Raw genomic sequence first — 24,622 nt, forward strand, 5'->3', positions numbered from 1 at the left:
CTTCACCACCGGCCAGGCTCTGCAGCTGACCGCGACCATCGGAACGGATCGTCCGTCCATCTCCGTGGTCCGCAATGCCAATGGCAGTCTGACCGTGACCTGGGAAGGCGAACTCCATGTGGCCACCTCGGTCAATGGACCCTACACCAAGCTGGAAGGTGCCGTGAGCCCGCTCACCTTGGCTCCGAACCAAGCAGCCCAGTTCGCTCGCGCGGTGAAGCCGTAAGCTGACCGCTACGCAGAGGCCATTATTCTGCCATAACTCAGTGAGGCCGGAGGGCAACCTCCGGCCTCTTCTTTTTGTCCCTTCTCCACCGGCGTCATGGCCGGGGCCCTATGGACCGCGGTGGCACGACACCGCTGTTCCTTCACGCCACCCCATGTCCCTCCAACGCACACACCAATCCTAGACCCATCGCCAGCCACTCCGCCACGCGCAGGAAAAGCGGAGACCTGTCTCCGCGCTCCATAGAGCGCCCCTCCTTCGCTCGCCTTTCCACGGCCGAGAACCCGCAGGGTTCACAGAGATTAGCCGGGGCGTGGAGCGCAGCGACACCCCCGGTCGGTCGGCCCCCTATTCAACAGCACCCTGAAAGGCGTGCCACCAGTCGGCCAATGGACTGAGGAACTTTTTGGTTTCTGGAGTCGGGCGCCTCAAGTGTGAGCAGCCGGTGGCATCACTGCGCGATGCTCCGTACTTTTAACAGTTCCGGGGGTGCGAGCACCCCCGGCTATTCTCTGCGAACCCTGTGGGTTCGTGCCCTGCCGACCCACACAGATTATTCTTCAACCGAGTCATCCGAGAAATCCGTGGTCATCACTGCCGTTTTCGCATTCAACGCGACTTCGCTCGATTACGCCTTTCTCCGACGGCGCCCTAACAGCCACTCCGCCACGCGCAGGAAAAGCGGAGACCTGTCTCCGCGCTCCATAGGGCCACTACTTCCCGTCGCCTCCGGAAAAGACATAAGCCAGCAGGTCCACGACCTGCTGTTTTTCGAGCGAGTTCAGCATGCCGGACGGCATGTTCGAAAGGGATGAGGCTCGCTGGCTCACCACCGTGGACTTGGCAAGCCGGACGGTTCCCACCAAAGAGGAGGCGGTGCGAATGATCCAGAATTCGTTTTCCTCACGCTCCACCGTTCCCGTAATCACCTCTCCATCCTTCGTTTCCCATTCTTGAGAAACATATCCGTCGGCAATGGTCTTCGAAGGGTCCACCAACGACTCCAACAGCGCAGCCAGTCCGAGCCGTCGTCCGACGTCCGTCAAATCCGGCCCTACCGAACCGCCCTCACCGCCCAGGCGATGACACTGAACACAGCCCACCTGCCGGAAGACCTGCTTCCCCGCATCCGACGCCCCCAGCTTGCCCTGTTGAATCAGCACCAGCTCCGCCTCCAGATCCTGGACCTTCCAGTCCCGCACCAAACGCGTCTCCGACTTCATCCCCGCAATCCAGCGTCGCATCAACGCAATCGCCCGCTCATCCACCTTCGAGGTTCCCAAGGGCGGCATTTGACCACGGCCCCGTTGCGAAATCCGATGAACCATCACCGAGCTGTCCGGAAGGCCGGGGGCGATAATCATGGCATTCGTCAGGCCAAACGTGTCGTGCTGAGGGCGCGCTGAGACCAGGTTCATCGCCTCGAGAGATCGGGAGAACTCCAGCTCCATGCGGGCATTCCCTCCCCCCGCTTCCACATGACACACCGAACAATTGGCGTGTAAGTAGGATCGCGCTCGAGCCTCCAATTCTTGGGTCTCGTCATAGGGATTCACCAGCCGTGGCGACTGGTCCAGTGAGGCGGGAGGAGGTTCATGAAATAGGTCCAAGCGACGAAACACCTCGAGTTGGTTTTCCCTTCCGGATCCAAGGTCAACACTGCAATTCAGCTGAACCTGACTCAGGCCGAGCACGTAGTTCACCGCCCGGGCATGGCACGATAGGCAGTCAGCTCGACTGGGAACACGCCAACTTACCTCGGGACCGCCATCCGGACGGCCCCGCATCACCAGATTGGTTCCTTCCTTGGACACAAGGTACGCTTCCGTTTGATCCACATTCCAGGCATACGAATAGCCCTGCCACTCATTGTCGTCTCGTACCAACAACCGCGTCTCGACCCGCACACCACGCTCCGCCCTCCCATCCACCCCCGGCAAACTCAGCGTTTGCACCAGGACCGTCCGATTGGTGAAATTCCAACCTCGGGTTGCGGCGTAGTGCATCTTGGCATCCCCGGAGAGCGCGATAAACCGGTCCGCCTGCGCCCCATCGACCCACCCCGCCACATTGACCACATAGGGAATCAATCCGGGGTGTGGCAGGTGCTTTGCAACCGAGCTGAAAAGTCCGGTCTCACTCAGACGTTTCGGGAACGGGCGAGCCAGTGGCGCGGGGATGCGCGGGGAAAGCCGATAAATGCCCCCGCCCAAATCCACCACCAACAGGTTGCCATGTTGGTCGTTGCGAAACGCCACAATCTGGAGCGTCGTATCCGCCAGCTCCTGATGCCACACCAGGCGTCCCTCGCGATGCCGAGCACCCCAGATCTTGCCGGTGGAATAGTCTCCATACACATAGGCACCCGTCAGGCTGGGAAAAAGACCGCCTTGATACACCACGCCCCCCGTGAGGGATCTAAACTCCGAATGAGCATGCTCAATGATCGGTGCAGAAATCGGTGTCGGACCTCGCCGTCGGTTGGGATAGAAGGGGTGGCTACCTTCCAACACGCTCCACCCGTAGTTGTCTCCGCGGCGAACGAGATAGGCGGTTTCCCAAAGATCCTGACCATTGTTACCCACCCAAATATCGCCCGTACGACGGTCGATATCCATTCTCCAAGGGTTGCGGAACCCATACGCCCAGATTTCCGGTCGAGCGCCCGGGTGCTTCACAAACGGGTTATCGCTCGGAACCGAATAGTTCCGGCCAGCCTCAGGCTGGTCGACATTGATCCGAATCAAGGTCGCCAACAGATTGCTCAGATCCTGGCCGCTATTGTAGGTGTCCGAATCGCTCGAACCATCACCGGCGGTGATATAAAGCATCCCATCGAGACCAAAAGCCAGATCACCGCCATCATGTCCGGCCGAAAACCATTCCAGAATCAGCTTCTCGGACTCGGGCTCACAGCGCGGGGCCTCTCCGGCAGAGACGCGGTAACGCAAGATTCGATTCGTTCTCGAAGCGTCACCGGTCGGGCCGTTGCAGAAAAGATAGACCCAGCGGTTCGAAGAAAATCCCGGATGAAAGGTGAGTCCGTAAATGAGTTGTCGCCGGGAAATCTCCAGGACTTCTTGGGTCTGTTCGGCTTCGGGACTGTTACGCCAGCTCAGGATCCGCGACGGTCGGTCCTTCTCTCCTCCCTGGAGTACCACCCAGAGACGATCACTGCCCGGTTCGTCGGCTAGATAGAGGGGCGATTTAAGCTTCAACCTCGGAAAGGCAGGCTCCACGACATAGGGCGTCGGCGGCTCGGGCGAGCCCACTAGCGTTTCGTTGGTCCACAAGATTCGTGGAGCCGCTGGCACGGTCCCAAGCAGCCCCATGCCAAAGACCATCAACCCGAGCCGAACGAACCAACGGAGTAATCCAGCCGAGACCGACCAGGCGGGAGAGTGTAGAGCAGGCAAGATCACCGCACAGATGTGAACCAAGGTCTTTCCTCTGGCAACTCCCAAGATTTCACCCCCCTTTGTGGCTTCGTGGCTTAGTGTGAGACAGTCCGGCCGTTTCATCACCGTCCGCTCTGCAAATGGAGGACGACCTCTAGGCCCGATGGCACGCGATTGCGAGCTGAGACTCGTCCCTGACAGGCGTCCATGCAGGTTTTCACGATGGAGAGGCCCAAACCAACTCCTCCGGTCTCGCGACTCCGGGAAGCTTCCACGCGGAAAAACGGATCAAAAATTCGAGGCAAGAACTCTTCCGGAACTCCCGGTCCCTGATCTTGAACCTTGAGTTGCACTTCCCCTCCCACGAGTTCTCCAAGGACCGCGATCGGCCCTGACTCGCCCGCATAGCGAAGCGCATTGCGGACCAAGTTAGCAAGGGCGCGAGCCACCAACTCTGGATCTCCCAACGCCGACATTCCCACCGGAACGCGAACATCCACTCGCGCCTCGGGTGCTTCGCGGTCCACCACACGCCTTGCCAATTCCAACAGCTCAACGGACTGCAGCTTCACATCCTGAGGCCGCAGCCCTGCTTTGGAAAAACTGAGCAACTCATTGACCAATGAGGACATCTCCTTCACCTCTTCGGCCGCATCTTGAACGGATTCACGAAATGCCGGGTCGCCACGCTGTTCCAGAATGCCGATCACCATTTGCAGCCGAGCCAGCGGCGCGCACAACTCATGAGAAATGTCCCCCAGAAAGCGCTTTTGACCGTTGACGTAGCCCGACAACCTCTCCGCCATGCGGTTCACCGACTGCGCCAAAGACCCGATCTCATCGCCACGGTCCGTGGGAACTCGAGCCTCGAACCGTCCTTCGGCAATCTGCTCCGTGACTCGGGTCAATTGTCCAATCGCCCGCGTCATACTGCGGATCAATGGCAACCAGAACAGTCCGGAAAGAATCACCACCCCTCCTCCGGCGATCAGCCACGGTTTGACATCGAAAAAGAGACCATTCCCGCGGAACGAGGGGGAGCTCGCCACCAGAGTCGCCGGGAACGGACGCTGCCCCGCCTTATCCGTCAGACGGAGGCGAACCAGCACCCAATAGCGAGTCGGTTCGGTCGTTCGAACCATCATCTTCGGCGGGCTGCCTCGCGGTCCTAGACGGCCACCTCGACGCGAAGGAAGCTCGGCTGCCCCTGGCCCGTCAGGGATCGGACGCCCCCCGGGCGGACCCCCACCTATCCTCATCCGGACCGCCTCAGGTAGCTCCGAAGGAGCTCCCGCCAAAAGCCTTCCCTCGTTGGCAAAGAGGCCGAAATCCACCCCCTGCGCCTCGCTCAACTCCTTCAGCAGCGCCTCCCAATTCGAGCGCGGCTCCTCCCGGAGTTCCTCGGCCAACGCATCCGCCACCGCCTGCACCCGATCGCCCGCCTGCGAAGCCAGCAACCAATCCATCCCGAAATGAAATTGAAACGTCACCACCAAGAGCGCGACCGCAGCGAGCAGGATCAGGTTCAGGAAGAACCAGAGCTGAATCTTGGCAAAGAGTGGAAGTCGGGAGAGCATGGTCGGACCTCTCAAGGAGCCTCAGGGTTGATCAGCATGTATCCTGCGGAACGAAGAGTCCGAATGAAGCGAGGTTCCTTCGGATCGTCTCCCAACTTCTTGCGCAGACTCGAAATGTGAACATCGATCGACCGGTCGAAGACGTCGTAGTTGCGATCGCGGATCTCCTCCAGCAACTGTTCGCGGCTACGCACTCGGCCCCGAGCCCTGGCCAAGCTTAACAGCAAATCAAATTCCACCGGAGTGAGGCTGAGAGACTCTGCACCCAACATCGCCGTCCTCGTGTTAGGGTCTACGCGCAACGACCCCACGCCGCAAACCGGATCCGCACCCTCGGCACTGGGAATGGGAGTTGTCGCCGGACGCTGCCCCCGGCGAATCACCGCCCGCAAGCGCGCCAGCAGTTCCCGGGTCGAGAAGGTTTTGGGCAGGTAATCGTCGGCCCCCATCTCCAAGCCTACAATGCGATCAGCTTCCTCTCCACGGGCGGTCAGCATCAGCACGGGGACCTCCGAGCTCTTTCGAATCCGTCGCAGCACCTCAAAACCATCCAGCCCCGGCAACATGACATCCAGAATGACGGCATCCCACGCAGCGGACTGCGTGGCAGCCACGCCTTCCGGGCCCGTATGAACCGTGCTGACCTGATAGCCCATCGGTTGAAGATAGTCCCGAATCAGTCGACAGAGCTTCTTGTCATCGTCAATCACCAGAATTCGAGTGCCGCCCTCGGAAGCATCCGCAGCCTGCGGCTGATTGAGATTCGTTGAGGTCATCGTGCTCGGTTCATTCGGTTCGTCAGTCAGGGTAAAATAAGGTGTCAACCGATCAAAAGCCCTGACTTTTACAATCCCTTAACAAATCTCCCCGTTGGCGCACATACGGGCTTAACAAATGGGGAGTCTATTAACAGCAGATAGTTATGACACCTACACAAAACAAAAACACTATGAAAACCAAACTCGCAGTGATCGCTCTCGTGGTCGGAATCAGCGCCGATTTCGCTATCGCCCAACAAGGCCCCGGTGCCGGCCAAGGCCGTCGTGGCCGTCCGGATGGCTCGCAGGGACAAAATGGAGGTCCGGGAGGTGAGCAGGGCGGCCCCCGACGCATGCCCCCGTTCATCGCCGCCCTGGACACCAACCAGGACCAAATCATCGACGCTGCCGAATTGGCCGCCGCCCCCACCTCGCTGAAGAAACTCGACACCAACAGCGATGGATCGCTGACGGCCGACGAGCTGCACCCGCGACGCGGTCCTGGTGGACCCGGCGGACCCGACGGTGGCACTGGGCCGGACGGAGAAAAACGCCCGAACCGCCCGCTGCCTCCGATGCTGGCGGCACTGGATGCGAATCAAGATGGCACGATTGACGCCACGGAACTGGCCAACGCTGCAGTAGCGCTGAAAACACTCGATAAGAATCAGGATGGCCAGCTGTCCGCCGAGGAGCTGCGCCCCGGAAGAGGTCCGGGCGGACCCGGTCGCCGTCCGGGCAGGGGCAGTGAAGCTCCCGGAGAGTAAGCGCAAAACCTACCACAGGGTCGGAGCCGCCTCGGGAGACTTGCTCTCCCGAGGCGTTCTTATGGACCGCGAGGGCCCTATGGACCGCGGTGGCACGACACCGCTGTTCCTTCACGCCACCCCATGCCCCGCCAACGCACCCCCTCACCCTAGACGCCCCTCTAGCCACCCCGCCACGCGCAGGAAAAGCGGAGACGTGTCTCCGCGCTCCCTAGAGCGCCCCTCGTTCGATCAACTTGAGGGAGGACGAGACCCCATTCCCAATTGACGCTGCTGGCGTACGCCGGATAGAGCTATGCCCGCATGAGCATCACCAACATCCCGACCGCCTCCGGTTTCACCCGAAGCCGACGTTCCTTTCTCATGCGGTTGGGCAAGCAAGCCATGGCCGCCGGAGTGCTCAGCGCCCCAGCCAGCTCACTCCTCGCCGCTGCCCCCGGGTCCAAACGCCTCCAGGTCGCAGCCATCGTGACCGAATACTCCTATCGCAGCCATGCCCATGTCATCCTCGAAAACTTTCTAGAACCCTACCTTTTCAATGGAAAACGCACGGAATCGGGGATGGATATAGTGAGTCTTTACGTCGACCAAACCCCCGCCAACGAACTTTCCCGCGCGATCTCCGCCCAATACAAGATTCCCGTTTATCCCACCATCCATGGCGCCCTGTGCCAGGGCGGACGCCAACTGGCGGTCGATGCCGTTCTGTCCATCGGCGAACACGGCAAGTATCGGGTCAACGCCAAGGCTCAAATGGAGTATCCACGCAAACGCTTCTTCGATGAGATCGTCGCCGTGTTTCGCGCCAGCCGACGGACTGTCCCCGTGTTCAGCGACAAACATCTCTCCTACCGCTGGGATTGGGCCAAAGAAATGTATGACACTTCACGCCGAATGGGGTTTCCGCTCATGGCGGGCAGCTCCGTCCCGCTTGCCGAGCGAACCCCCACCTTCGAGTTACCCCCCGGTGCGCGAATCCAGGAGGCCGTCTCGATTCACGGAGGTGGAGTCGAATCCTACGACATCCATGCCTTGGAAGTCCTGCAGTCCATGGTGGAGGCGCGCCGCGGCGGAGAAACCGGGGTCGCACGCGTGCAGTTCCTTGAGGGGGACAAACTCTGGCAGGCCGCGCGGGAGGGGCGCTGGTCGCCTCAGATCGCCATCGCTGCGCTCGCCAGCAAGCCCATCCCAGGACTACCCACGGCATCCAAGCTGTTCGAGCCGAATGCCCAGGCAGGCGGGGGCCGACCCTTCGTTTCTCATGGCATTCTCATCGACTATCGAGATGGAACTCGCGGGACCATGCTGGCCGCGGGAATCACCGGGATCCGATGGTATTTCGGATGTCAACTGGCAGGGGAGTCAGCGCCTCGGGGCACCAGTTTTTATGTTGGACCCTGGCAGAATCGAAACCTCTTCAAAGCGCTCTCGCACGCCATCCAGACTCATTTCCGAGAGAAGCGTTCTCCCTATCCGGTGGAACGCACCCTCATGACCACCGGCATCCTGGATGCCGCCATGGATTCTCGAATTCAGGGCGGAGTCCAGTTGGAGACGCCCCAGTTGCGGTTCCGGTATCGTCCGCGGGACTACCGGCACCTACGCGAAATGGGAGCCAGCTGGAAACTCATCACCGAGGATCGTCCCGAGCCCAAGGGCATCGACTTCGCTGGAGAGTAACGTCGTCCGAGGGCCCCCATGAACCTAGAAAGGTGGATGTAAACCACGGATAGCTCGGATGACGCGGATCCGCAAAGACTTGGAAAGACGACCCTGAGGGACCAGTGCCCTCTAGGCGGCCGACTGCCGCTGCCGGAGCTTGTCCAGTCCCACCGCGAAGATAATCACAATTCCAATGATGATCTCCTGGACGTAGTTATCCCAGTTCATCTGACTCGAGCCGGCACGGAGCACCGCCATGATGAGGGCACCAATAACCGATCCCATCACGCTTCCCGTGCCTCCACTAAGGCTCGCGCCTCCAATCACCACCGCCGCGATGATGTCCAACTCGAGTCCGACTGCCACGCTGGGATCGCCCTGAGTGAGTCGCGAAAGCTGCATCAGCCCAGCCAGGCCGAAAAAGAGCCCGGCAATGGAATAGATCAGCACTTTGTGAAGCCGGACGGAAATGCCGCAAAGCCGCGCCGTCGCCTCGTTGGAGCCGATGGCAAAAATGTATCTTCCGAACACGGTGCAACGAAGCATCAACGAAACCAAGGCGGTCAGCACCAGCGCGATCCAGACCCCGGACGGAAGCGGGAGAAACGTGTCCGGACTTAGCTTCTCCATCACTTTGACGACCGGCGATTCTCCTTCGATATTGACGGTCTGATTGCCCGCCAGCCATTTCGCGGCACCCCGGGCAATTCCCATCATGCCCAGCGTGACGACAAAGGGCAGCATCCGAAACCCCGCGATGATGGACCCGTTGATCAGACCGATCAGCCCGCCCGTCAAAACCGTGGCCAGGACCACCAGCGGAGGAGAAACGTGCTGCTCCAAAAGACGAGCGCCCACCACCCCTGTCAACGCCACCACCGAGCCGACGCTCAAATCGATGCCACCGCTCACAATGATCAGCGTCATGCCCAGCGCTCCTAGGGAAACGATAACGGTCTGAGTCAGGATGTTTTTCCAATTCGCTCCCGTGTAGAAGACGGGCCGCAGATCTTCGCTGAACGCGAAAATGCCGGTGACGAAGGCCAAGCCCAAAAAGGGCCCAGCCAAACTCAAAAACCTGGCCCACTTGGAGCGTTTATCGTGTTCGCTTGCCATCCGATCATCCCTTTCCCACCGCCGCCTCAATGATTGCATGCTCAGTCCATTGCGAGACCGGACGCTTCTCCCCCAGGATACCCCGACACATCACCGCGATGGTATCACAAACTCCCATCAGCTCGGGCAGATAGGAACTCACGAACAGCACGGCCTTGCCTTGCCCCGCCAGTTCGTTGATCAGTCGATAGATCTCGGCCTTGCTGCCCACATCAATGCCCCGGGTAGGCTCATCGAGAAGAAAGATCTCCGCTTCGTGATGCAACAAGCGGCCAATCGAAATCTTTTGCTGATTGCCGCCCGACAACTCCCCCACCGCCTGCCAGGGATCTCGAGCGCGCACCCGCAGCCGCGTCATCAACTCCTGCGCCTGTTGCCCCTGCTTACCTCGTCGCACCAGACCATGCTGCGCCACCGCCGAGAACCGGCTCAGGGTCAAGTTGTCCGCCAAGCTTCGCTGGAGAAGAAGTCCTTCTTCCTTCCGATTCTCACTCACCAGACCCACCCCGCGATTCCACCGATCCGAGGGAGTGCCTCGGGTGCTGTCGCGACCAAAGACCTTTACCTTTCCGGACTCGATCGCATCCAGGCCAAAAGCCGCGCGCAGCATCTCCGTTCGACCAGCCCCCACCAGTCCGGCGATGCCCAGGATTTCACCACGACGCAGGGAGAGGCTGGCTGCTTTGGGCTTGCTCAATCCTGCGAGGTTGTGCAGTTCGAATACCGGCTCTCCCAAGGTCCGCTCGCTGCGCGGGTAGATCTCCGTCACATCGCGTCCCACCATCAGCCGGATGATCTCCGTCAGCGAGCTGGTGGCCATGGATCCACTGCCCACCGACTCGCCATCGCGAAGCACCGTGTAGGTATCGCTGATACGCTGGCACTCTTCGAGAAAGTGGCTGATATAGAGGATGCTCACCCCCCGGTCTCGCAAGCGCTGGATCACGCGAAAGAGCCGCTCGCTGTCCACCTGGGTCAGACTGCTGGTCGGCTCATCCAGGATGAGCACCTTGGGCTCGTGCAGCAGCGCCCGCGCGATCTCGACCAATTGTTGTTCGGCAATCGTGCACCGGTTCACCGGCAGGTCCAGGGGCAGATGCTCGTGCTGGAGCTCCCGCAAGGCCTGAACGGCCAGCTCCCGACGTCTCCGAGCATCCACCCACCCCCAGCGAGCAGGTTCCTGCCCCAGAACAATGTTTTCCTCCACCGAAAGGTGGGGAGCGAGGTTCAGCTCCTGATAGATCATCGCCACGCCGGCGCGGCGCGCGTGCTGCGGATCCCTGGGCTGAAAGGGCACCCCGTCCAGCAGAATGGTCCCCCCATCCGGCTCGCAGGCACCGCTGAGAATCTTCATCAGCGTACTCTTGCCCGCTCCGTTCTCGCCGATGATGGCCTGAACCTGACCCGCCTTCAGCTCCAGGCTGACCGATCGAAGCGCCAAGGTCGCTCCGAACTGCTTGCGAATTCCGGTGATCTGGAGTCGGGTCGACACAGGAGAGTAGAAGTGGGAGCGATCTCCGACGACAGTTTGAAAACGCCTGGCTCTGGAGCTATTTATCGAGATACTGACTGATCGGAGGATACAGCAGTTCCTTGAACTCCGTCTGATCCATGTTTTCGGGAGTGACCAATCCAACGCCGGTATCGATCTGTTTCTCGACCGGCTTGCCCTGCAGATGCTGAACGAGCGTCTTAACTCCGATGTACCCCATCTTCACGGGGTTCTGCACCACCAGGCCCTGCACATCCCCCGCCTTCATGTCCTTGATCGATTGGCTGCCCGCATCGAAGCCGATCATCTTCACTTTTCCGCCTGTCCGACCGATGTCTCGCAAAGCCTTCGTCATGCCGATCGTGGAGTTCTCATTGACGGCGAAGACGCCATCGACTTCCTTGCCAAAGCGATTCAACAGGTTCTGGGAATTGGCATAGGCTGTCTCGCGCGTGGGTCCGGCGAACTGATCCGCCGACAGCAGGCCGATCCCAGGAAAGGACTTCAGACCAGCGAGGAAGCCAGCCTCGCGCTCCTCCGTGCTGGCGGAGCCAACCGCGTAACGGAGCAGAATAACCTTTCCTTTCCCATTCAGGAGCTTGCCCATATGGGCGGCGGCCAGTTGGCCCCCTTTAAAGTTGTCGGTCGCAACGTAGCTGACGTGTTTGTCAGATTTCAGGCCAGAATCGAACACCACCACCGGAATCTTGGCCGCCACGGCATTGGCGACCGGCCGAACCAAGGCCTGGGAGTCGAGCGGGGCGAGCAAGATGCCACTGACGCGCCGGGCGGTAAAATTCTCCACCACCTGAATCTGCTGATCCCGGTCGTCCTCCCGCAAGGGCCCCTTCCAAAGAATCTTCACCGACACGCCCTCAGCCTCCAGCTCCCGCTGAGCCTTGATTGTTCCCGCATGGATGGATTTCCAAAACTCATGGGTCGTGCCCTTGGGAATCACGGCGATTTGGTAAGGGGCGGCGCCAAAGACATTCAGCGTCGAAGCAAGGCACACGATGCACCAGAGTCGCAAACAGGGGAGCCATTTCATGGAACCAAACTAGGCAACGAAGCTGGCCCTTTCAATAGGGAAATCTTGGGAAGCCAATTCCGATTGTGTTCGCGCCCGGCTTCGCCTAAATAAAGCCCATGAACCGCCGAGAATTCCTTCAAGCCACCGCCGCAGGTGTCGCTTTATCTTCCATGGGTGCTTACGCCGCCGAATTCGCTGATCAAAAGAAACGGGTCGGTCTGATCGGATGCGGATGGTACGGCAAGTGCGACCTGCTCCGCCTCATCCAGGTCGCCCCAGTCGAAGTGGTGTCCTTGTGCGATGTGGATCGCCGAATGCTGTCCGAGGCGGTTGACATCGTGGCTTCCCGGCAGGCGTCCAAACGCAAGCCGCGAACCTACTCCGACTATCGACAGATGTTGAAGGAGAAGGACCTGGATCTGGTGATCATCGCCACTCCGGACCACTGGCATGCCCTGCCCATGATTGCCGCCTGCGAGGCGGGTGCGGACATCTATGTGCAAAAGCCGATCGGCGTGGATGTGGTTGAGTGCCAGGCCATGGTCGCTGCCGCACGCAAACACAAGCGGGTGGTGCAAGTGGGCACCCAACGCCGCAGCACCCCACACCTGATTGAAGCGCGCGATCAAATCCTCAAAACCGGGAAGCTCGGAAAGATCGCCTTGGTCGAGATCTGCTGCTATTACCATATGCGCGCTCGGGAAAACCCGCCCGACACCGCCCCTCCCGACTACCTGGATTACGAAATGTGGACGGGTCCCGCCCCCATGCGACCTTACAACAAGCTGGTCCATCCCCGGGGATGGCGGGCCTTCAACGAATACGGCAACGGTATTGTCGGGGACATGTGCATTCACATGCTCGATATGGTTCGCTGGATGATGGATTTGGGCTGGCCAATCAGCGTCAGCAGCTCCGGCGGAATCCTGGTCGACAAAGCCAGCAAGGCCAACATTTCCGACACCCAGTCCGCCACGTTCGACTTCGGTGATCTCAAGGTCGTCTGGACACATCGCACCTGGGGCGAGTCGCCGGATCCAAAGTATCCCTGGGCCGCCACCTTCTATGGGGACAAAGGGACGCTCAAGGCCAGCGTCAACAGTTACGACTACATCCCGCTCGGAGGCAGAGGCACTCCCATCCACAAGGATGTCGTGATGGAGCTGGAACAATATCCCGAGGACAAAACCGAGAAGGATCTGGAGCGGCATGTAGCGCCCGCGATCCGGGGTCACATGAAGGATCTACTGCAGAATATCGCATCGCGCGGCAAGCCGGTCGCAGATATCGAACAGGGCTACATCTCCAGTGCCTCCAGCATTCTCGCCAACCTATCGATGCAGCTCGGGCGAACCCTTCAGTGGGACGCCGCCAAAGGCAAGGTCATTGGGGATAAGGAAGCCAACCGCTTGCTGCGTCGCCCTTATCGAAGCCCGTGGGTGCATCCCGAGGCCTAACGGTCTTCCCGGATCAGCTTGGCCGCCCCCTTCACCAGGGCTTGGGCGGCAGGGGTGGTGAGTGGCACGAACGGGCCGAATGCCTGATCGTTTGACGCCGCTACAACAGCCGCGGCATCGCTCGGGAGCTTCGGGGAGGGCTCGAAGTCTCCGGTGTATCTAACCCCGCGGCTGATCCTCACGTCGTCGATGGATCCCTTCCAAAAGCCGGCGGGTTGTGAAAAATTGTGGACGTTCCAGGCGGGGCTGGGGCGGGCTCCGATGTAGAGGGCTTTGTCAGATCCCAGCCTGGCCAGCGATGCGTTAGTGGAGCCGACCCGCTTTCCGTCGACATAGAGCAGGATCTGACGCCCGTCAAACACTCCGGCCAAGTGATGCCACTCGCCCGTGGATAGTTTTCGCGGCGACTTGATCGATAGTGGGGGCTTTAGGTTGCTGGTTTTTCGAGCGTCGACACCGCTTGCATCGGTTTGAACGCTAAACCGAGGGCTACCCGCCACATCCAGGCTAAACCCGCCGACCTTCAAATTCGAGAGCAGGGCTCCATCCGTCTCAGCGGCAGGCTTCGCCCACAGCTCGACCGTAAAGGGACCTTCCAACCCCGCCAGAATCGCTTGATCTAACTCCAAACACGCGCTCTTTCCGTCCAGAACGAAAAGGCCATTGGTCTCGGGTCTCACCCAGCCGCTGGCGGGGGCCTGAAGCACCGCTCTGGCCTTCAGGGCTCGCGGAGGCATCGTCAGCCTGGCCCCGTTGGCCAGCACGTCGAATCGCAGCTCAAATTCAGGCAACTCCATACCGTCGAGGGCGACGCCGGATTCTCGGTTGCAAAAAAAGTCGAAGATGAGATGCGCCCCCGGTTGGAGCTGCCGATGCCGATGATCCGGCGCCAAGAGCCAGGACTTGTCGCCCTTGGCCAGAACGGTGACATCGATGGGTAGCCGACAGGTGTTCGTGAGCCTCACCTGAGTGAGGGAATTGGCATAGCCGTCTGCTCGAATCGGGATGGGCGGAGATACAAAATCGTGGAGCAGGTAGCGCGCGGCGTCCACCTCAGCCATCCGGTCAGGCGTGAACTGGCGGGGATCAAACACCGTTCCGACCGGGATCGCCGCCATGGAAAAACCTGAGTCACGCACGGTGACGACGTTAAAGTGGTGGATCATGCCGAAGTACTGATACTCCATTCCGGCCGAAAGCGATCCTCCGGTGGTGGCCAGCGCGTAATATCCAATCCCGTCGCGCACGCCATCGTAGCGCAATTGGTGAATGTGGCCAGCGATGACAGCCCGCACATTTCCGTTCCCGGCCAGGAGCTGATGGACCGAATCCCAATTGCTGCCGGGGTAACGATCACTCCACCAGAAAGGATGATGAAGAAACACAAAGACGTGTTTGAGGTGTTTCATCTCCGCGAGAGCCTTGGCGATCCAGTCGCGCTGCCTCTGACTGATCTGCTGCTGATCACGGTCTCCAAAATCGCGAGGCCGACCGTCCGGGTGGCCCTCGTCGGAGAAGAGGATCAGGAATCCGGACTTCTTGTGCTCGAACCAGTACCACAGGGGTCCAAAGTGTTTCTCATAATGGTCCTCATGCTCACGCAGCGGCCTGGCTTCCGGGTTAGTGGCCGCACCCCGCCAATAGATATCATGATTTCCGGCCACCGGAAACCAAGGCATCTTGAGCTTGTTCATAGTTCCTCGGTACTCCTCCATCTGCTTCATCCATTGCGGGGTCTGGTTGTAGCCGTTCACCAGATCCCCAACCGTCAGAACAAGGTCCGGGTCGAGCAGGTTGGCATCCTCCACCGCCTGAGCCAGGACCTTGATGCCTTCATCGGGTCCTCCGGTGCGATCACCGAAGACCACAAAATGAAACACATCGTCGCCTTTAGGCAACGGCAGGGTCTGGGGCGAAGGACGATCGGTATGAATACGCGGCGAGTCAGCTCCCAGGAGAAGAGTGGTGCAGCCTAAGACAAGGAGAGAGACGGCGACGCTCCGGATCAATGCGGTGTTCATGGTGTCGTGTGGGGCACAGTAGGGACGTGTCCGCAGCCAAAGTCAAACCACCTAAGTTCGCCATCCGAGAGCAGGACCGCAGGAAGGGGTCGAGACTTATAACGGTTCCGGGGGTGCCGGCATCCCCGGCTTATTTCTATGAACCCTACGGGTTCGGGCCCCTAACACCCAGGTGAGAAACTGCTGTAATGCCCAACTTATTTAGTCTGCATTCTTGGAGGTAGGGAGGAGGGCACGACACCCGTGTACCAGCACCCCGCTCACGTGGGACTTTGCCCAGGAGTTCGACTCCCCACCAGCCGTTCGAAAAGAGGCGATGCCATCAGGGTGGTCACGACGGCCATAATCACCAGGATGGCGAACAGCGCCGGCGAAATGATTCCCTTCTGCAATCCAATGTTGATGATGATCAACTCCATCAACCCGCGCGCGTTCATGAGAGTCCCAATGCCCAGGGCCTCCCGATTCGAAATTCCCGTAGCTCGCGCCGCCAGCCAACAGGCGACACCCTTTCCCGCCACCGCTGCCACCAAGACGGCCACCGCCATCTCCCAAAGGTAGACGGAGTTGAGCAGGCCAATCTTGGTGTTAAGCCCAGAGTAGGTGAAAAACAGCGGCAAAAGCAGCGCGACAGTCAAAGGCTGGATCCGTTGAATCAGGGTCTCACTCACGAGACCGCGAGGCATAGCCACTCCCATCACGAAGGCTCCGAAGACCGCGTGCAGTCCGACGGCGTCCGTAAACCAAGCACCCAAGGACAGCAGGGCCAAACACACCACGAGTTCATTTTCCGTGAGCGGCTCGCGACGTTGCTCCCCACCTAACCATCGCGCCAGCAAGGGACGAATCACCAGCAATGAAAGGCTTACATAGGCGATTCCCCCACCGATATTCCACGCCGCATGAGAAAAATCACCCGAGAAGCTCGCCAAAACCACCGCCAGCAGGCACCAGGCCATGGCGTCGTCGATCGCACCAGCCCCCAAGGCCACCGTGCCCATGGTAGTGCCCGCCAAACCCTTGAAATGAATGATCCTCGCCAGCATGGGAAATGCCGTGATGCACATGGATGCGCCCAGGAACAGCATCGCTTCCAACTCCGAGGTCTGCTTGGGAAACAATTCGGTGTGATGGAAGAAGTAGTAACCTAGGCCGGCGCCCAGAACAAACGGAGCCACCATGCCGGCCAACGACACCGCAATGGAACTCTTGTAGTTCTGACGAACAATATCCATGCGGAACTCCAAACCCACCACAAACATGTAGAGCGCCAATCCCAACTGGGAAATGGGAAACAGGATCCGGAGTGAATCTGCTGGGAAGAGACGCGTAAAGCCCTCCGGCCAGAGCAGCCCTAGCAGCGAGGGTCCCAACAGGACGCCTGCGATCATCTCCGCCACCACCTGAGGCTGCCCCAATCGCGCCGCCAGCATCCCGACCAACCGGCAAAAAAGCAGGATCAACCCGAGCTGAAAGAAGAACTGAACCGCAAGCTGCAGGTTAGTCATAGCGTCAGGTAGTCGTGATTTGGCAACCGCATGGGCAAAGAATAGCGCTAAGCCTGATGTAACGGAAATACAGAATTGCTATCGCACTTATGCCAAAGCAGCATTGATCCACGATGGACCTACGCCAATTGCGCTATTTCCAAGCCGTCGCGGAGGAGTTGAGCTTCTCCAAAGCCGCCGTGCGACTCCGAATCGCCCAACCCGCCCTCAGCCGCGCGGTTCAGGAACTGGAGCGAGAACTGGGTGCCGCCTTGATGAATCGTACCCGCCGAACCGTGCGCCTGACACCCGCCGGTGCGGTGCTGTTGGAGGAGGCAGCGCTTCTGTTCGACCGGTTTGCGGAATCGATCCGAAGGGTAAAACGTACGATGTCCGGGGAAGAAGGGGAGCTTCGTTTGGGCTATATCGGGCCGCCCACTCAGACGTTCCTCGGCAGGATCTTGGCGGACTATCGTCAGGGACATCCGAACGTCTCGGTGCATTTGGAGGAGCGCACTCCGGAACGGGTCTGGGAAATGGTCGCAAAAGGGCGGCTCTCGGTCGGCCTTACCCGCCCCGTGCTGGCCCACGAGTCCCTCGGGCTGCCTTCGATCCTGCTTCGTAAGGAACGATTTTGTGCCGCAGTTCCACCGACCCACGCCTGGGCTCGGAAGGAAAGTCTGCCGTGGAGCCGGCTGGCCGCGGAGCCTGTGGTGTTGCTGGCGCGACGGGAAGGCGTCGGGTCTCACGACACCATCATGGCCGCTTGCCGAACCGCTGGGTTCGTCCCCCGGGTGGCTCACACCCCCAGTCTGATCGGAACAGTGCTCCGCTATGTGGAGGCAGGCATAGGAACTGGCATCGTTCCGGAGGGAGTGATCGCGGATCCGCCCGATTCCGAGGTCAAGTTGATCCCCCTCAAACCCATCCAGATCGCACCGCTGATCATGGTCTGGAACAAAACAGCAGAAGACCCTCCTGTGCTCGCGTTCATCGAGCTCATGCGGAACTGGCTGGCAGCCGACCGACTGTTTCCGTTGCCTTAGGCAACCTGCGCATCCGCAAGCACGGCCCTCAAAGCGGCGGCGGCGCTGGGCAGCACCGTTTCCAAACGAGGCAAGGAATCTCCTATTCGCCGAACGACCGATTCCGAACCGCTTCCTACCAGTCGACGGAACCAGCCGCAAAACTCCTGGCTCACCATCGGCTCCTGTTCGGGTGACAACGACTCAACCGGTTGACCGGCGAGCACCTGACACAGGATCAACGCGGCTCGATGGGAGATCCTGGTTCGATCCTCGAACCGGGCCCAAAGCTCCAAGGACTGTTCAAGCTCGCCCATTCGCAGCAACACTTCCGCACGGGCGATGCCGAGCACTGGATCGCGAGGAAAATGCTTCACAGCCTCCGCGGTCCAATCGGCCGCAAACTCGCCGAATTCAGGCTTTCGCAACGCGATGTCCGCACCCAGCCGCCAAGCGGCCAGCTCCCCTGGTTTAACCGTGATGACGTGATGTAATTGTTCCAGCGCCGGAACCCATCGATCGGCTTGTTCTAAAAACCTCGCGTAATCCAGCCGCACTTTCGCCGAAGCGGGATCCTCCTCCAACGCCAGTCGATACTCCTTGTCCGCCTCCAAGGGCAATCCCAATTGAATAGAGGACAACGCCAGCATATGACGCGGCGCCACGGAATGAATGTCCGGCAGGATGGGAGAAAGAGCTGGTTGATTTCGTTTCGCCACACAGCTCTTGAGGTGTTTCGCTGCCTCGTCAAACTTTCGCTGCAGGTAGAATCCCACCCCAAAGAGCATGTGAAGCGAGGCCGTGGGACCGGAGGCTTTGACGGCAGCCGAGGCGGAAAGCTCGATCAAGGACTGAAATCGCTGGGCGCTGACCAGATGGGAGGCCATCAAGGTGAGCAAACGCTCGCGCAACTCCGGTGGAACCTTGGCGGCAGGCTGCTGATTCATGGCGGCGAATGCACGGCCATACTCTTCAAGCCCTGCGTCGAGCTGGCCCGAGCGAACCAACTCCAGCCCGTAGCTCATTCGCAGGCTGATATCATGAGGCTGCTCTTCGATCGCGACGGACAGCAGCTTGAGATTGCGAGCCACCTTGGATCGCTCCTTGACCACCTGGTCCGAGTAGCCGTGATGGCGGAGCTGGGCGTTCCCGATGCGATTCTCCATCCCCCACTCTTCGATGGGACGCTCCAAGCTTCCGAAAGCGTGCTCATGAATCCGGCCCGTGAAGCAGGCACCAGGAATGTTTCTGAACAACCGGGGCACGTAATGGTACCCCTCCTTCTCCTTGCCGACATCGGCCAAAGGAAGCCGCCAGGCCAGGACTGCGTCCGTGCGCATGAGTTGCCGAAGGCGTTCCTCGGAGTCGGGCAGCAGTTCCTCATCGGCATCCAGGACCAAAACCCAGTCGCCTCGAACAAACTCCAGGGCAGCGTTGCGGGCCACGCTGAAATCGTTGGACCATTCAAAAGCATGGACCTCAGCTCCGGCAGCCTCCGCCAGTTCAACCGTCCGGTCGGTGGAGCCCGTGTCAACCACCACAATCTGATCCGCGACTCGACGAACCGATTTTAAACAGGACTCGATGAACCGCTCTTCGTTCTTCACGATCAGGCAGACCGAGAGACGAGGCGCGGCGTTGCCCAAACCCTTCGCCCATTCGGGAATCCCCAGGTGAACCTGGGTCGCAGAGGTGGCCCCCACTCCATTGGGCAAACTTTTGGCGGATTTCCATTTCGGAACGCGTTTTCGTAAACGTGACACGCACTCCTTGTAGAGTCGCTCATCGCCCACGGCCTTCGCGATCTGACACTGGAGCAGCCAGGCTTCCGGATGAAAGGGACGCAACCGCAGCGCATCCCAGGTGGCATCCCAGGCTTCGGCGAAGCGTCGGCTCTCGAACGCGGAGCGAGCCGAAGCAATGTCTCCCAGGCGGGAGACCGCTGCCGGACCGGAACTACTCGACCGCTCGGCGAAACGCTGGAATGCCAACTCAACCACCTCGACCAAAGGCATCAGCCAAGCCCGGCCCTCATCATCCGAAGTCGAGCGTGGACCCGTTTCGGCCAAAGCCACCGCGGAGGCCTCCACCTGGACCTCGAGATCATCGGACGCTTGAGCGGAAAGTTGCTCAGCCACCCGGCGGGCCAGGTCTGGTTGGTTCTGACGACGACAAATCTCAGCCAGCATGCGAAGCGTACCACGGTCACGCGGATCCAGCCGAACAAGGGTCTCCAGACCGCGACGCGCGCGGACCCAGTCTCCCGACTCGAGCGCAATTCGAACGCAGCTTAGTTGGAGGGACAAGTCCTTGCCCGCGCTGGCGATCGCCACTTCCAAGCATTCGAGTGCCGAGGAGATCTCGCCCTGTGCGGAGCGGATCTCTGCCAGGAGACCCAACCAAGGCCGAAGCGCGGGTGACCCTACCGGCACGGCTCGGGGGTGAACTGGAGCCGAGGCGATGGGGACGGGGCTACGCTGCCCCACATAGTCGGGCTCAAGCCCGGAGCGAATCCACTCGAGCACCTGGGCCACTCGACGCTCGGTAGTATGATTGCATCGGACAGTTTCCTGAGCCTGGCGCACGCGGCGTTCTCCCAGTGCGGGCTCGGCAAGAAGCTGCTCCACTTCGGCGGCCAGGGCCTGCGCGTCGTTTTTCTCGAAAAAGGCGATCTCCTCACCGCGTCTAAAAAGTCCCAGGGCTCGTGGACGCTGTGCCATCTCCCAAGAAACGACCGGTCGGCCGGCGGCCATGGCCTCAAAGACACGCCCCGCAAAGCTGTTCACATAGGACGGAAGATTGACGACCGGACCGCCAGCCTGGAGCCCTCGCAACCAGAGATCGAAGCACGCCGTTCGAATACGACGCCATGCTTCGAGCTGAACGAGCAAGCTCTCCGGATCAATGGCTTGCCCCGAGCAGAGCAGCGAATCGAAGGTGCGGAACAACTCATCGAACCATCCAGGGTATCGAGTCGAGTCCTCACCCGGCTGCAGCTGGAAGGTGAGCAATCGCCGGAGAGCGGGTAAATGCAAGAGCTCGCTTCGATTGCCGTAAATAGCACCGGAGAAAAGGGCTCGGCGATCGGGGCTCGGACCGGGAGGCGGCAAGATGGATCGTCCGGGAACTGTCTGAGGCCACCAAATCGCGGCGACCGTCCGCTTCTGGTTCAACTCCTCGGCGTCGATTTCATCGATGCACAACGCATGGGTGACATGGCTCAGACGCTCTAGAACCCGTGCATGTCGGTCACGCAGTTGGGGGGCCTGCACATACACCTCAGGATCGTAGCGCAAGGATTCCATCACCAAGCCTACCCGTATGGGAGCCAGGCCGGAAATCCACTGCCAGAATTCCTCATCCCACTCGCTGTGCACAAGCTCCACCCAAACCTGATCGAAATGCTGCCCGGCGCAGAGACGTCGAACCTGCTTTTGCCAAGCAAGTCGCGCGGTCTCCGAAAACCCGCACACGCTGGGAATGGTGACCCACTCCACATCGTTGGCGCGAAACCCCTCCTCCATCCCCAACCCGGCAGGATACGCCAAACGCTTGGCATACTGCCATTGAGCGAACTCCAGACAAAGGTAGAGGATTCGAGGCTTGCGGATCTGGGGAGAGCCTGGATTGACCACGGGCTGGGACTCCGCCTCCGCGGCAGGGGGAATAACCAGCTCGCCATCAGACAAAGAAGTTGGCGAAGCCGCACGCAACGGCAACGTTTCCCAATCCTCCCTTCCCACCGTGGTTTGGTGCATCCTTCCTTCGGTCAACTGCGCATACTCCAACAGGTCAGCCAACCGGCGATGCTGAAATCCGCGCGCTTCCATCTGGCGCAACAGCAGCGTCGCCTGCGCGTGCAGCATGGAGTGCTCCGCGAGGTCGGCGAGCAAGACCACCGCCTGCTGGTCAGCTGCAGGCTCATTCACTTCCAGAAGCAGGCGTGCTTTGAGCAGTCGATAAAGAGGGAACTCCGCATCCTGGGCGATCGCCTGCTGCACGTACTCCAGCCGAAGACTCTTCGGAGCATCCGGGCCTGCGAATCCAGGACCGACTGCTTGGCGTAGATCCGCCTCCGAATAACAGGCGAGGTAATAGGCGATCGAGCCCAGGATCAACTGACTGAGATCCGCGCTCGCGTCCTCCCTGCGCTGAAGGGCCAAAGTGCATCGATCGAAATAGGAACGATAGTTGAAGAACTGACCAAAGAAGTCCCAAGGAAAAACATCCTCATCGCACGACACCTCCCAGTTTCCCTGGGAACCCGTCAGGGTCTGGATTGCCGTCATGAGGGCCTGGGAGACCTCCTCGGGCTCGCCGAAGTGCAATGCGGCTCGGATAAAATTAAACCGCAGCACCAAAGATCTCGGAAAACGGCGCATGCCCAAGCGATAGAGGTCCAAAGCGCTGGAGAGGACCTCACGATCGATCTTGGATCGAGCGTTGTAGTTCTTATGGTAGACTTGTGCCGCTGGAAAATAGGCGGCGGTGGCAAACTCCAATACCAACTCGCGGGCCATGTTGATGACGCACGCGGCCGAAGCCTGTTGAGTCAGATCGGAAGCCCATTCCTTCAAGCTGCGCTGCCGGACCGCTAGATTCACAGCGGGTCTCCACGACCAGCCTTTGCAAAGAATGCTGCGCTTCTGACGAAGCAACCGAGGATCCACCTCCACCCGCGCCGCGCGGGGCTTGGCTGCCAGAAAGGTCAGGAATCGAAAATACTGGGAAGCCGCCCGGGTCGAAGTGAACTCCTGGCGAACTACACCAGCCCCGATCAGAGCCCGTTCGCGAAACAGCTCCCATTCCCGAGTGATCCTCTGGAGGGCGTCGGGCAGATCCCCTTTCTCGAGCGAATAGGAGACCACCCCCTCATTCTCGCCGAGATAGGCCCTAAGAATGCTTTCCTCCTGCACCGCGATCGCCGCTCCCATCGCCAAGGATTCCATCCCACGAGTCGGCATGCCCCCGGGATGCCGGATGTACGTGAACGCAGCCCGGGTGCAACCCAGGATGTTCAGGTAATCGGCCATGGGAAGAAAACCTTCGAGGAACTTCACCTTCAGATCCCGGTTGCGGAGGACCTGATGAATCAATCGAGCCTTGTCGGGATGGTAGGGATGCTGGGTTGTTCCTGAGATGAACACATCCAGGGCTCGAAGGCCATCCGGCACCGCCGGCAGTTTGAGAGCCAGACCAAAGGCCTTGGGAAAGACCGAGACCGGACCTTGACGAAGCTGGGACACATCACGCCACTCCGTCTGGTCGGTAGTGAGCACCTCATCAAACACCCCTAACCAAGGGTGAACCGCCTGGATATGAAGATCGTAGTCGGCGGTGTGGCCGAAGACGGGGCAGGGTAGAGTCTGCAGGTTTGGCGGCAGCAAATGCCATTCGAGCATTTTTGCGACGTAGAAATCGGGCGGCCGCTTCTCATCGAAACACCGCCGAATATCAGCATAGGGCCGAATGGGCTGGTCGTTGACATCGAACCCATAGTTCACGATCTCGAATCGCTGGTCCTCGCGAATGGAGGTGATGAAATCCCACTGGCTTCCCCGGTCACATTGGGAGAGCACTTGGATCTTGGGTTTGCGCAACAACGCCAAGAGTTTTCGAGCGTGCTCCGTAGTGAGCCCGGCTAGGGCTTTCACCGCGACTGCATCGTTTCCATCGATCCAGTGAGTGACCCCCTCGTAGAACCTGGCCTCTGGCACAGAGAACCGAGCCAAGCCCTCCAAGGCTGGCTTGGCTAGCCCAATCAGCCCTTTGGCAGCATGGGTACGCCAGTCACCCTCGTGACCGAAGAGCGCGGCAGAGGCGTAGTCGCCGCGGTCAAAGGCATGTTCTACAGCGCCCCCTGGGGCGTGCTCAATCGGCAGTGCGTCCGTCATAAAACTGAAGTCCTAGTCCTTGGTTACAGGTCCCCTGCCCGCTGCTCGCACACGGAATGCGCCTGGGTTGAAACTAAGCACCCTGAGTCCCTCGCGAGAAACCCAGGGCGACGGACCATAAGATCGATGAACCCAGCGACGCTAAGCCACGGCGCGACTGGAGGACGCCTCGGAGCGATAGACTCGGACTTCCTCGGCAGTGATGCGAATTTCACCGGTGGAGAGCAGCGCTTTCAGTTCGAGAACTCCCTCGGAAACCACGTGCACCTCGTGACAGAGCCAGGACAACGCGGTGGCACCTTCCTCCGGAAGTCGTGCTTGGCGGACCCCTCTGAAAATGAAGACATGACGCTCGAGCTCCACGATAACTTGATCGAATGCCGGCCGCTCGACTACTCGAACCGCCTCGTCGCTAAAATCTTCAGTACTCAGCTGGCGCCACCCATCTCGCAGCGATGGATTGATCGAACGCAGATGAGCTGCGTATTCCTTCTCGATTTGAGTCCACTGCTTGCGTCCCTTGGGGTTCCGAGCTGCTTCGTAGGCTTTGCGATTGAAGTATTCCATGGTCAGGGTTGGATTGAGGTTGAATCGGCCAGGCGAGCTTCGATCAACGAACCACCCACTCCCTTCATGGGCTCGGCATCCGTTGCACGAACTACTAGGTAATAATATCCTATCGCGGCCATCTGAAACTACTAAGCAAGCCGCG

The 24,622-nt window shown here is 59.9% G+C and carries 15 protein-coding genes; 5 read left to right on the forward strand and 10 right to left on the reverse strand.

Going from position 1 to position 24,622, the window contains the following annotated elements; genetic code table 11:
- Positions 1-226: hypothetical protein (locus JNN07_03205; GenBank protein ID MBL9166722.1), on the forward strand; the 226-nt coding region annotated here is incomplete at its 5' end.
- 713 nt (positions 227-939) lie between these two features.
- On the opposite strand, the gene JNN07_03210 is transcribed toward JNN07_03205, so the two are convergent.
- The 3 genes from JNN07_03210 to JNN07_03220 all read right to left on the reverse strand — a co-directional run bounded on the left by JNN07_03210 (position 940) and on the right by JNN07_03220 (position 5,977).
- Complete coding sequence (locus JNN07_03210; GenBank protein ID MBL9166723.1) at positions 940-3,648, reverse strand: PQQ-dependent sugar dehydrogenase; 2,709 nt, start codon at positions 3,646-3,648, stop codon at positions 940-942.
- A 98-nt stretch (positions 3,649-3,746) separates the two neighbouring features.
- On the reverse strand, positions 3,747-5,201 hold the full coding sequence (locus JNN07_03215; protein MBL9166724.1) for a HAMP domain-containing histidine kinase: 1,455 nt from the start codon (positions 5,199-5,201) through the stop codon (positions 3,747-3,749).
- 11 nt (positions 5,202-5,212) lie between these two features.
- Complete coding sequence (locus tag JNN07_03220; protein MBL9166725.1) at positions 5,213-5,977, reverse strand: response regulator transcription factor; 765 nt, start codon at positions 5,975-5,977, stop codon at positions 5,213-5,215.
- A gap of 173 nt (positions 5,978-6,150) precedes the next feature.
- Here JNN07_03220 and JNN07_03225 point away from each other — a divergent pair, with 173 nt between their 5' ends.
- Both JNN07_03225 and JNN07_03230 read left to right on the forward strand, forming a co-directional pair.
- The gene (locus JNN07_03225; protein MBL9166726.1) at positions 6,151-6,726 is read left to right on the forward strand and encodes a hypothetical protein; all 576 of its coding nucleotides are present in this window, start codon (positions 6,151-6,153) and stop codon (positions 6,724-6,726) included.
- Positions 6,727-7,029: 303 nt separating this feature from the next.
- A complete protein-coding gene (locus tag JNN07_03230) occupies positions 7,030-8,406 on the forward strand; it encodes a hypothetical protein (GenBank protein MBL9166727.1) in 1,377 nt (458 codons plus the stop codon).
- 111 nt (positions 8,407-8,517) lie between these two features.
- Here JNN07_03230 and JNN07_03235 read toward each other — a convergent pair whose 3' ends face one another.
- The 3 genes from JNN07_03235 to JNN07_03245 are packed head-to-tail and all read right to left on the reverse strand — an operon-like array spanning position 8,518 to position 12,044.
- Complete coding sequence (locus tag JNN07_03235) at positions 8,518-9,504, reverse strand: ABC transporter permease (protein ID MBL9166728.1); 987 nt, start codon at positions 9,502-9,504, stop codon at positions 8,518-8,520.
- 4 nt (positions 9,505-9,508) lie between these two features.
- Positions 9,509-10,996 carry a sugar ABC transporter ATP-binding protein gene (locus JNN07_03240; protein MBL9166729.1) on the reverse strand — a complete coding sequence of 496 codons (1,488 nt, stop codon included), beginning with the start codon at positions 10,994-10,996 and terminating at the stop codon, positions 9,509-9,511.
- Positions 10,997-11,054: 58 nt separating this feature from the next.
- Positions 11,055-12,044, reverse strand: a complete 990-nt coding sequence (locus tag JNN07_03245; GenBank protein ID MBL9166730.1) for a substrate-binding domain-containing protein — start codon at positions 12,042-12,044, stop codon at positions 11,055-11,057.
- Positions 12,045-12,142: 98 nt separating this feature from the next.
- Here JNN07_03245 and JNN07_03250 point away from each other — a divergent pair, with 98 nt between their 5' ends.
- Positions 12,143-13,483, forward strand: a complete 1,341-nt coding sequence (locus JNN07_03250; protein ID MBL9166731.1) for a Gfo/Idh/MocA family oxidoreductase — start codon at positions 12,143-12,145, stop codon at positions 13,481-13,483.
- Here the strand turns inward: JNN07_03250 and JNN07_03255 are convergent.
- Positions 13,480-15,504: a metallophosphoesterase gene (locus tag JNN07_03255; protein ID MBL9166732.1), complete on the reverse strand. Its 2,025-nt coding sequence runs from the start codon at positions 15,502-15,504 to the stop codon at positions 13,480-13,482. The genes JNN07_03250 and JNN07_03255 overlap by 4 nt on opposite strands.
- Before the next feature lie 260 nt (positions 15,505-15,764).
- A complete protein-coding gene (locus JNN07_03260) occupies positions 15,765-17,012 on the reverse strand; it encodes a cation:proton antiporter (protein MBL9166733.1) in 1,248 nt (415 codons plus the stop codon).
- Positions 17,013-17,125: 113 nt separating this feature from the next.
- Here JNN07_03260 and JNN07_03265 point away from each other — a divergent pair, with 113 nt between their 5' ends.
- A complete protein-coding gene (locus JNN07_03265) occupies positions 17,126-18,037 on the forward strand; it encodes a LysR family transcriptional regulator (GenBank protein ID MBL9166734.1) in 912 nt (303 codons plus the stop codon).
- Here the strand turns inward: JNN07_03265 and JNN07_03270 are convergent.
- Both JNN07_03270 and JNN07_03275 read right to left on the reverse strand, forming a co-directional pair.
- On the reverse strand, positions 18,034-23,910 hold the full coding sequence (locus JNN07_03270; protein MBL9166735.1) for a glycosyltransferase: 5,877 nt from the start codon (positions 23,908-23,910) through the stop codon (positions 18,034-18,036). The genes JNN07_03265 and JNN07_03270 overlap by 4 nt on opposite strands.
- A gap of 141 nt (positions 23,911-24,051) precedes the next feature.
- Positions 24,052-24,477, reverse strand: coding sequence for a hypothetical protein (locus JNN07_03275; protein ID MBL9166736.1), 426 nt, complete (start codon positions 24,475-24,477; stop codon positions 24,052-24,054).
- Positions 24,478-24,622: the final 145 nt, after the last annotated feature.

This window comes from Verrucomicrobiales bacterium (assembly GCA_016793885.1).
Taxonomy (GTDB): Bacteria; Verrucomicrobiota; Verrucomicrobiia; order Limisphaerales; family UBA11320; genus UBA11320.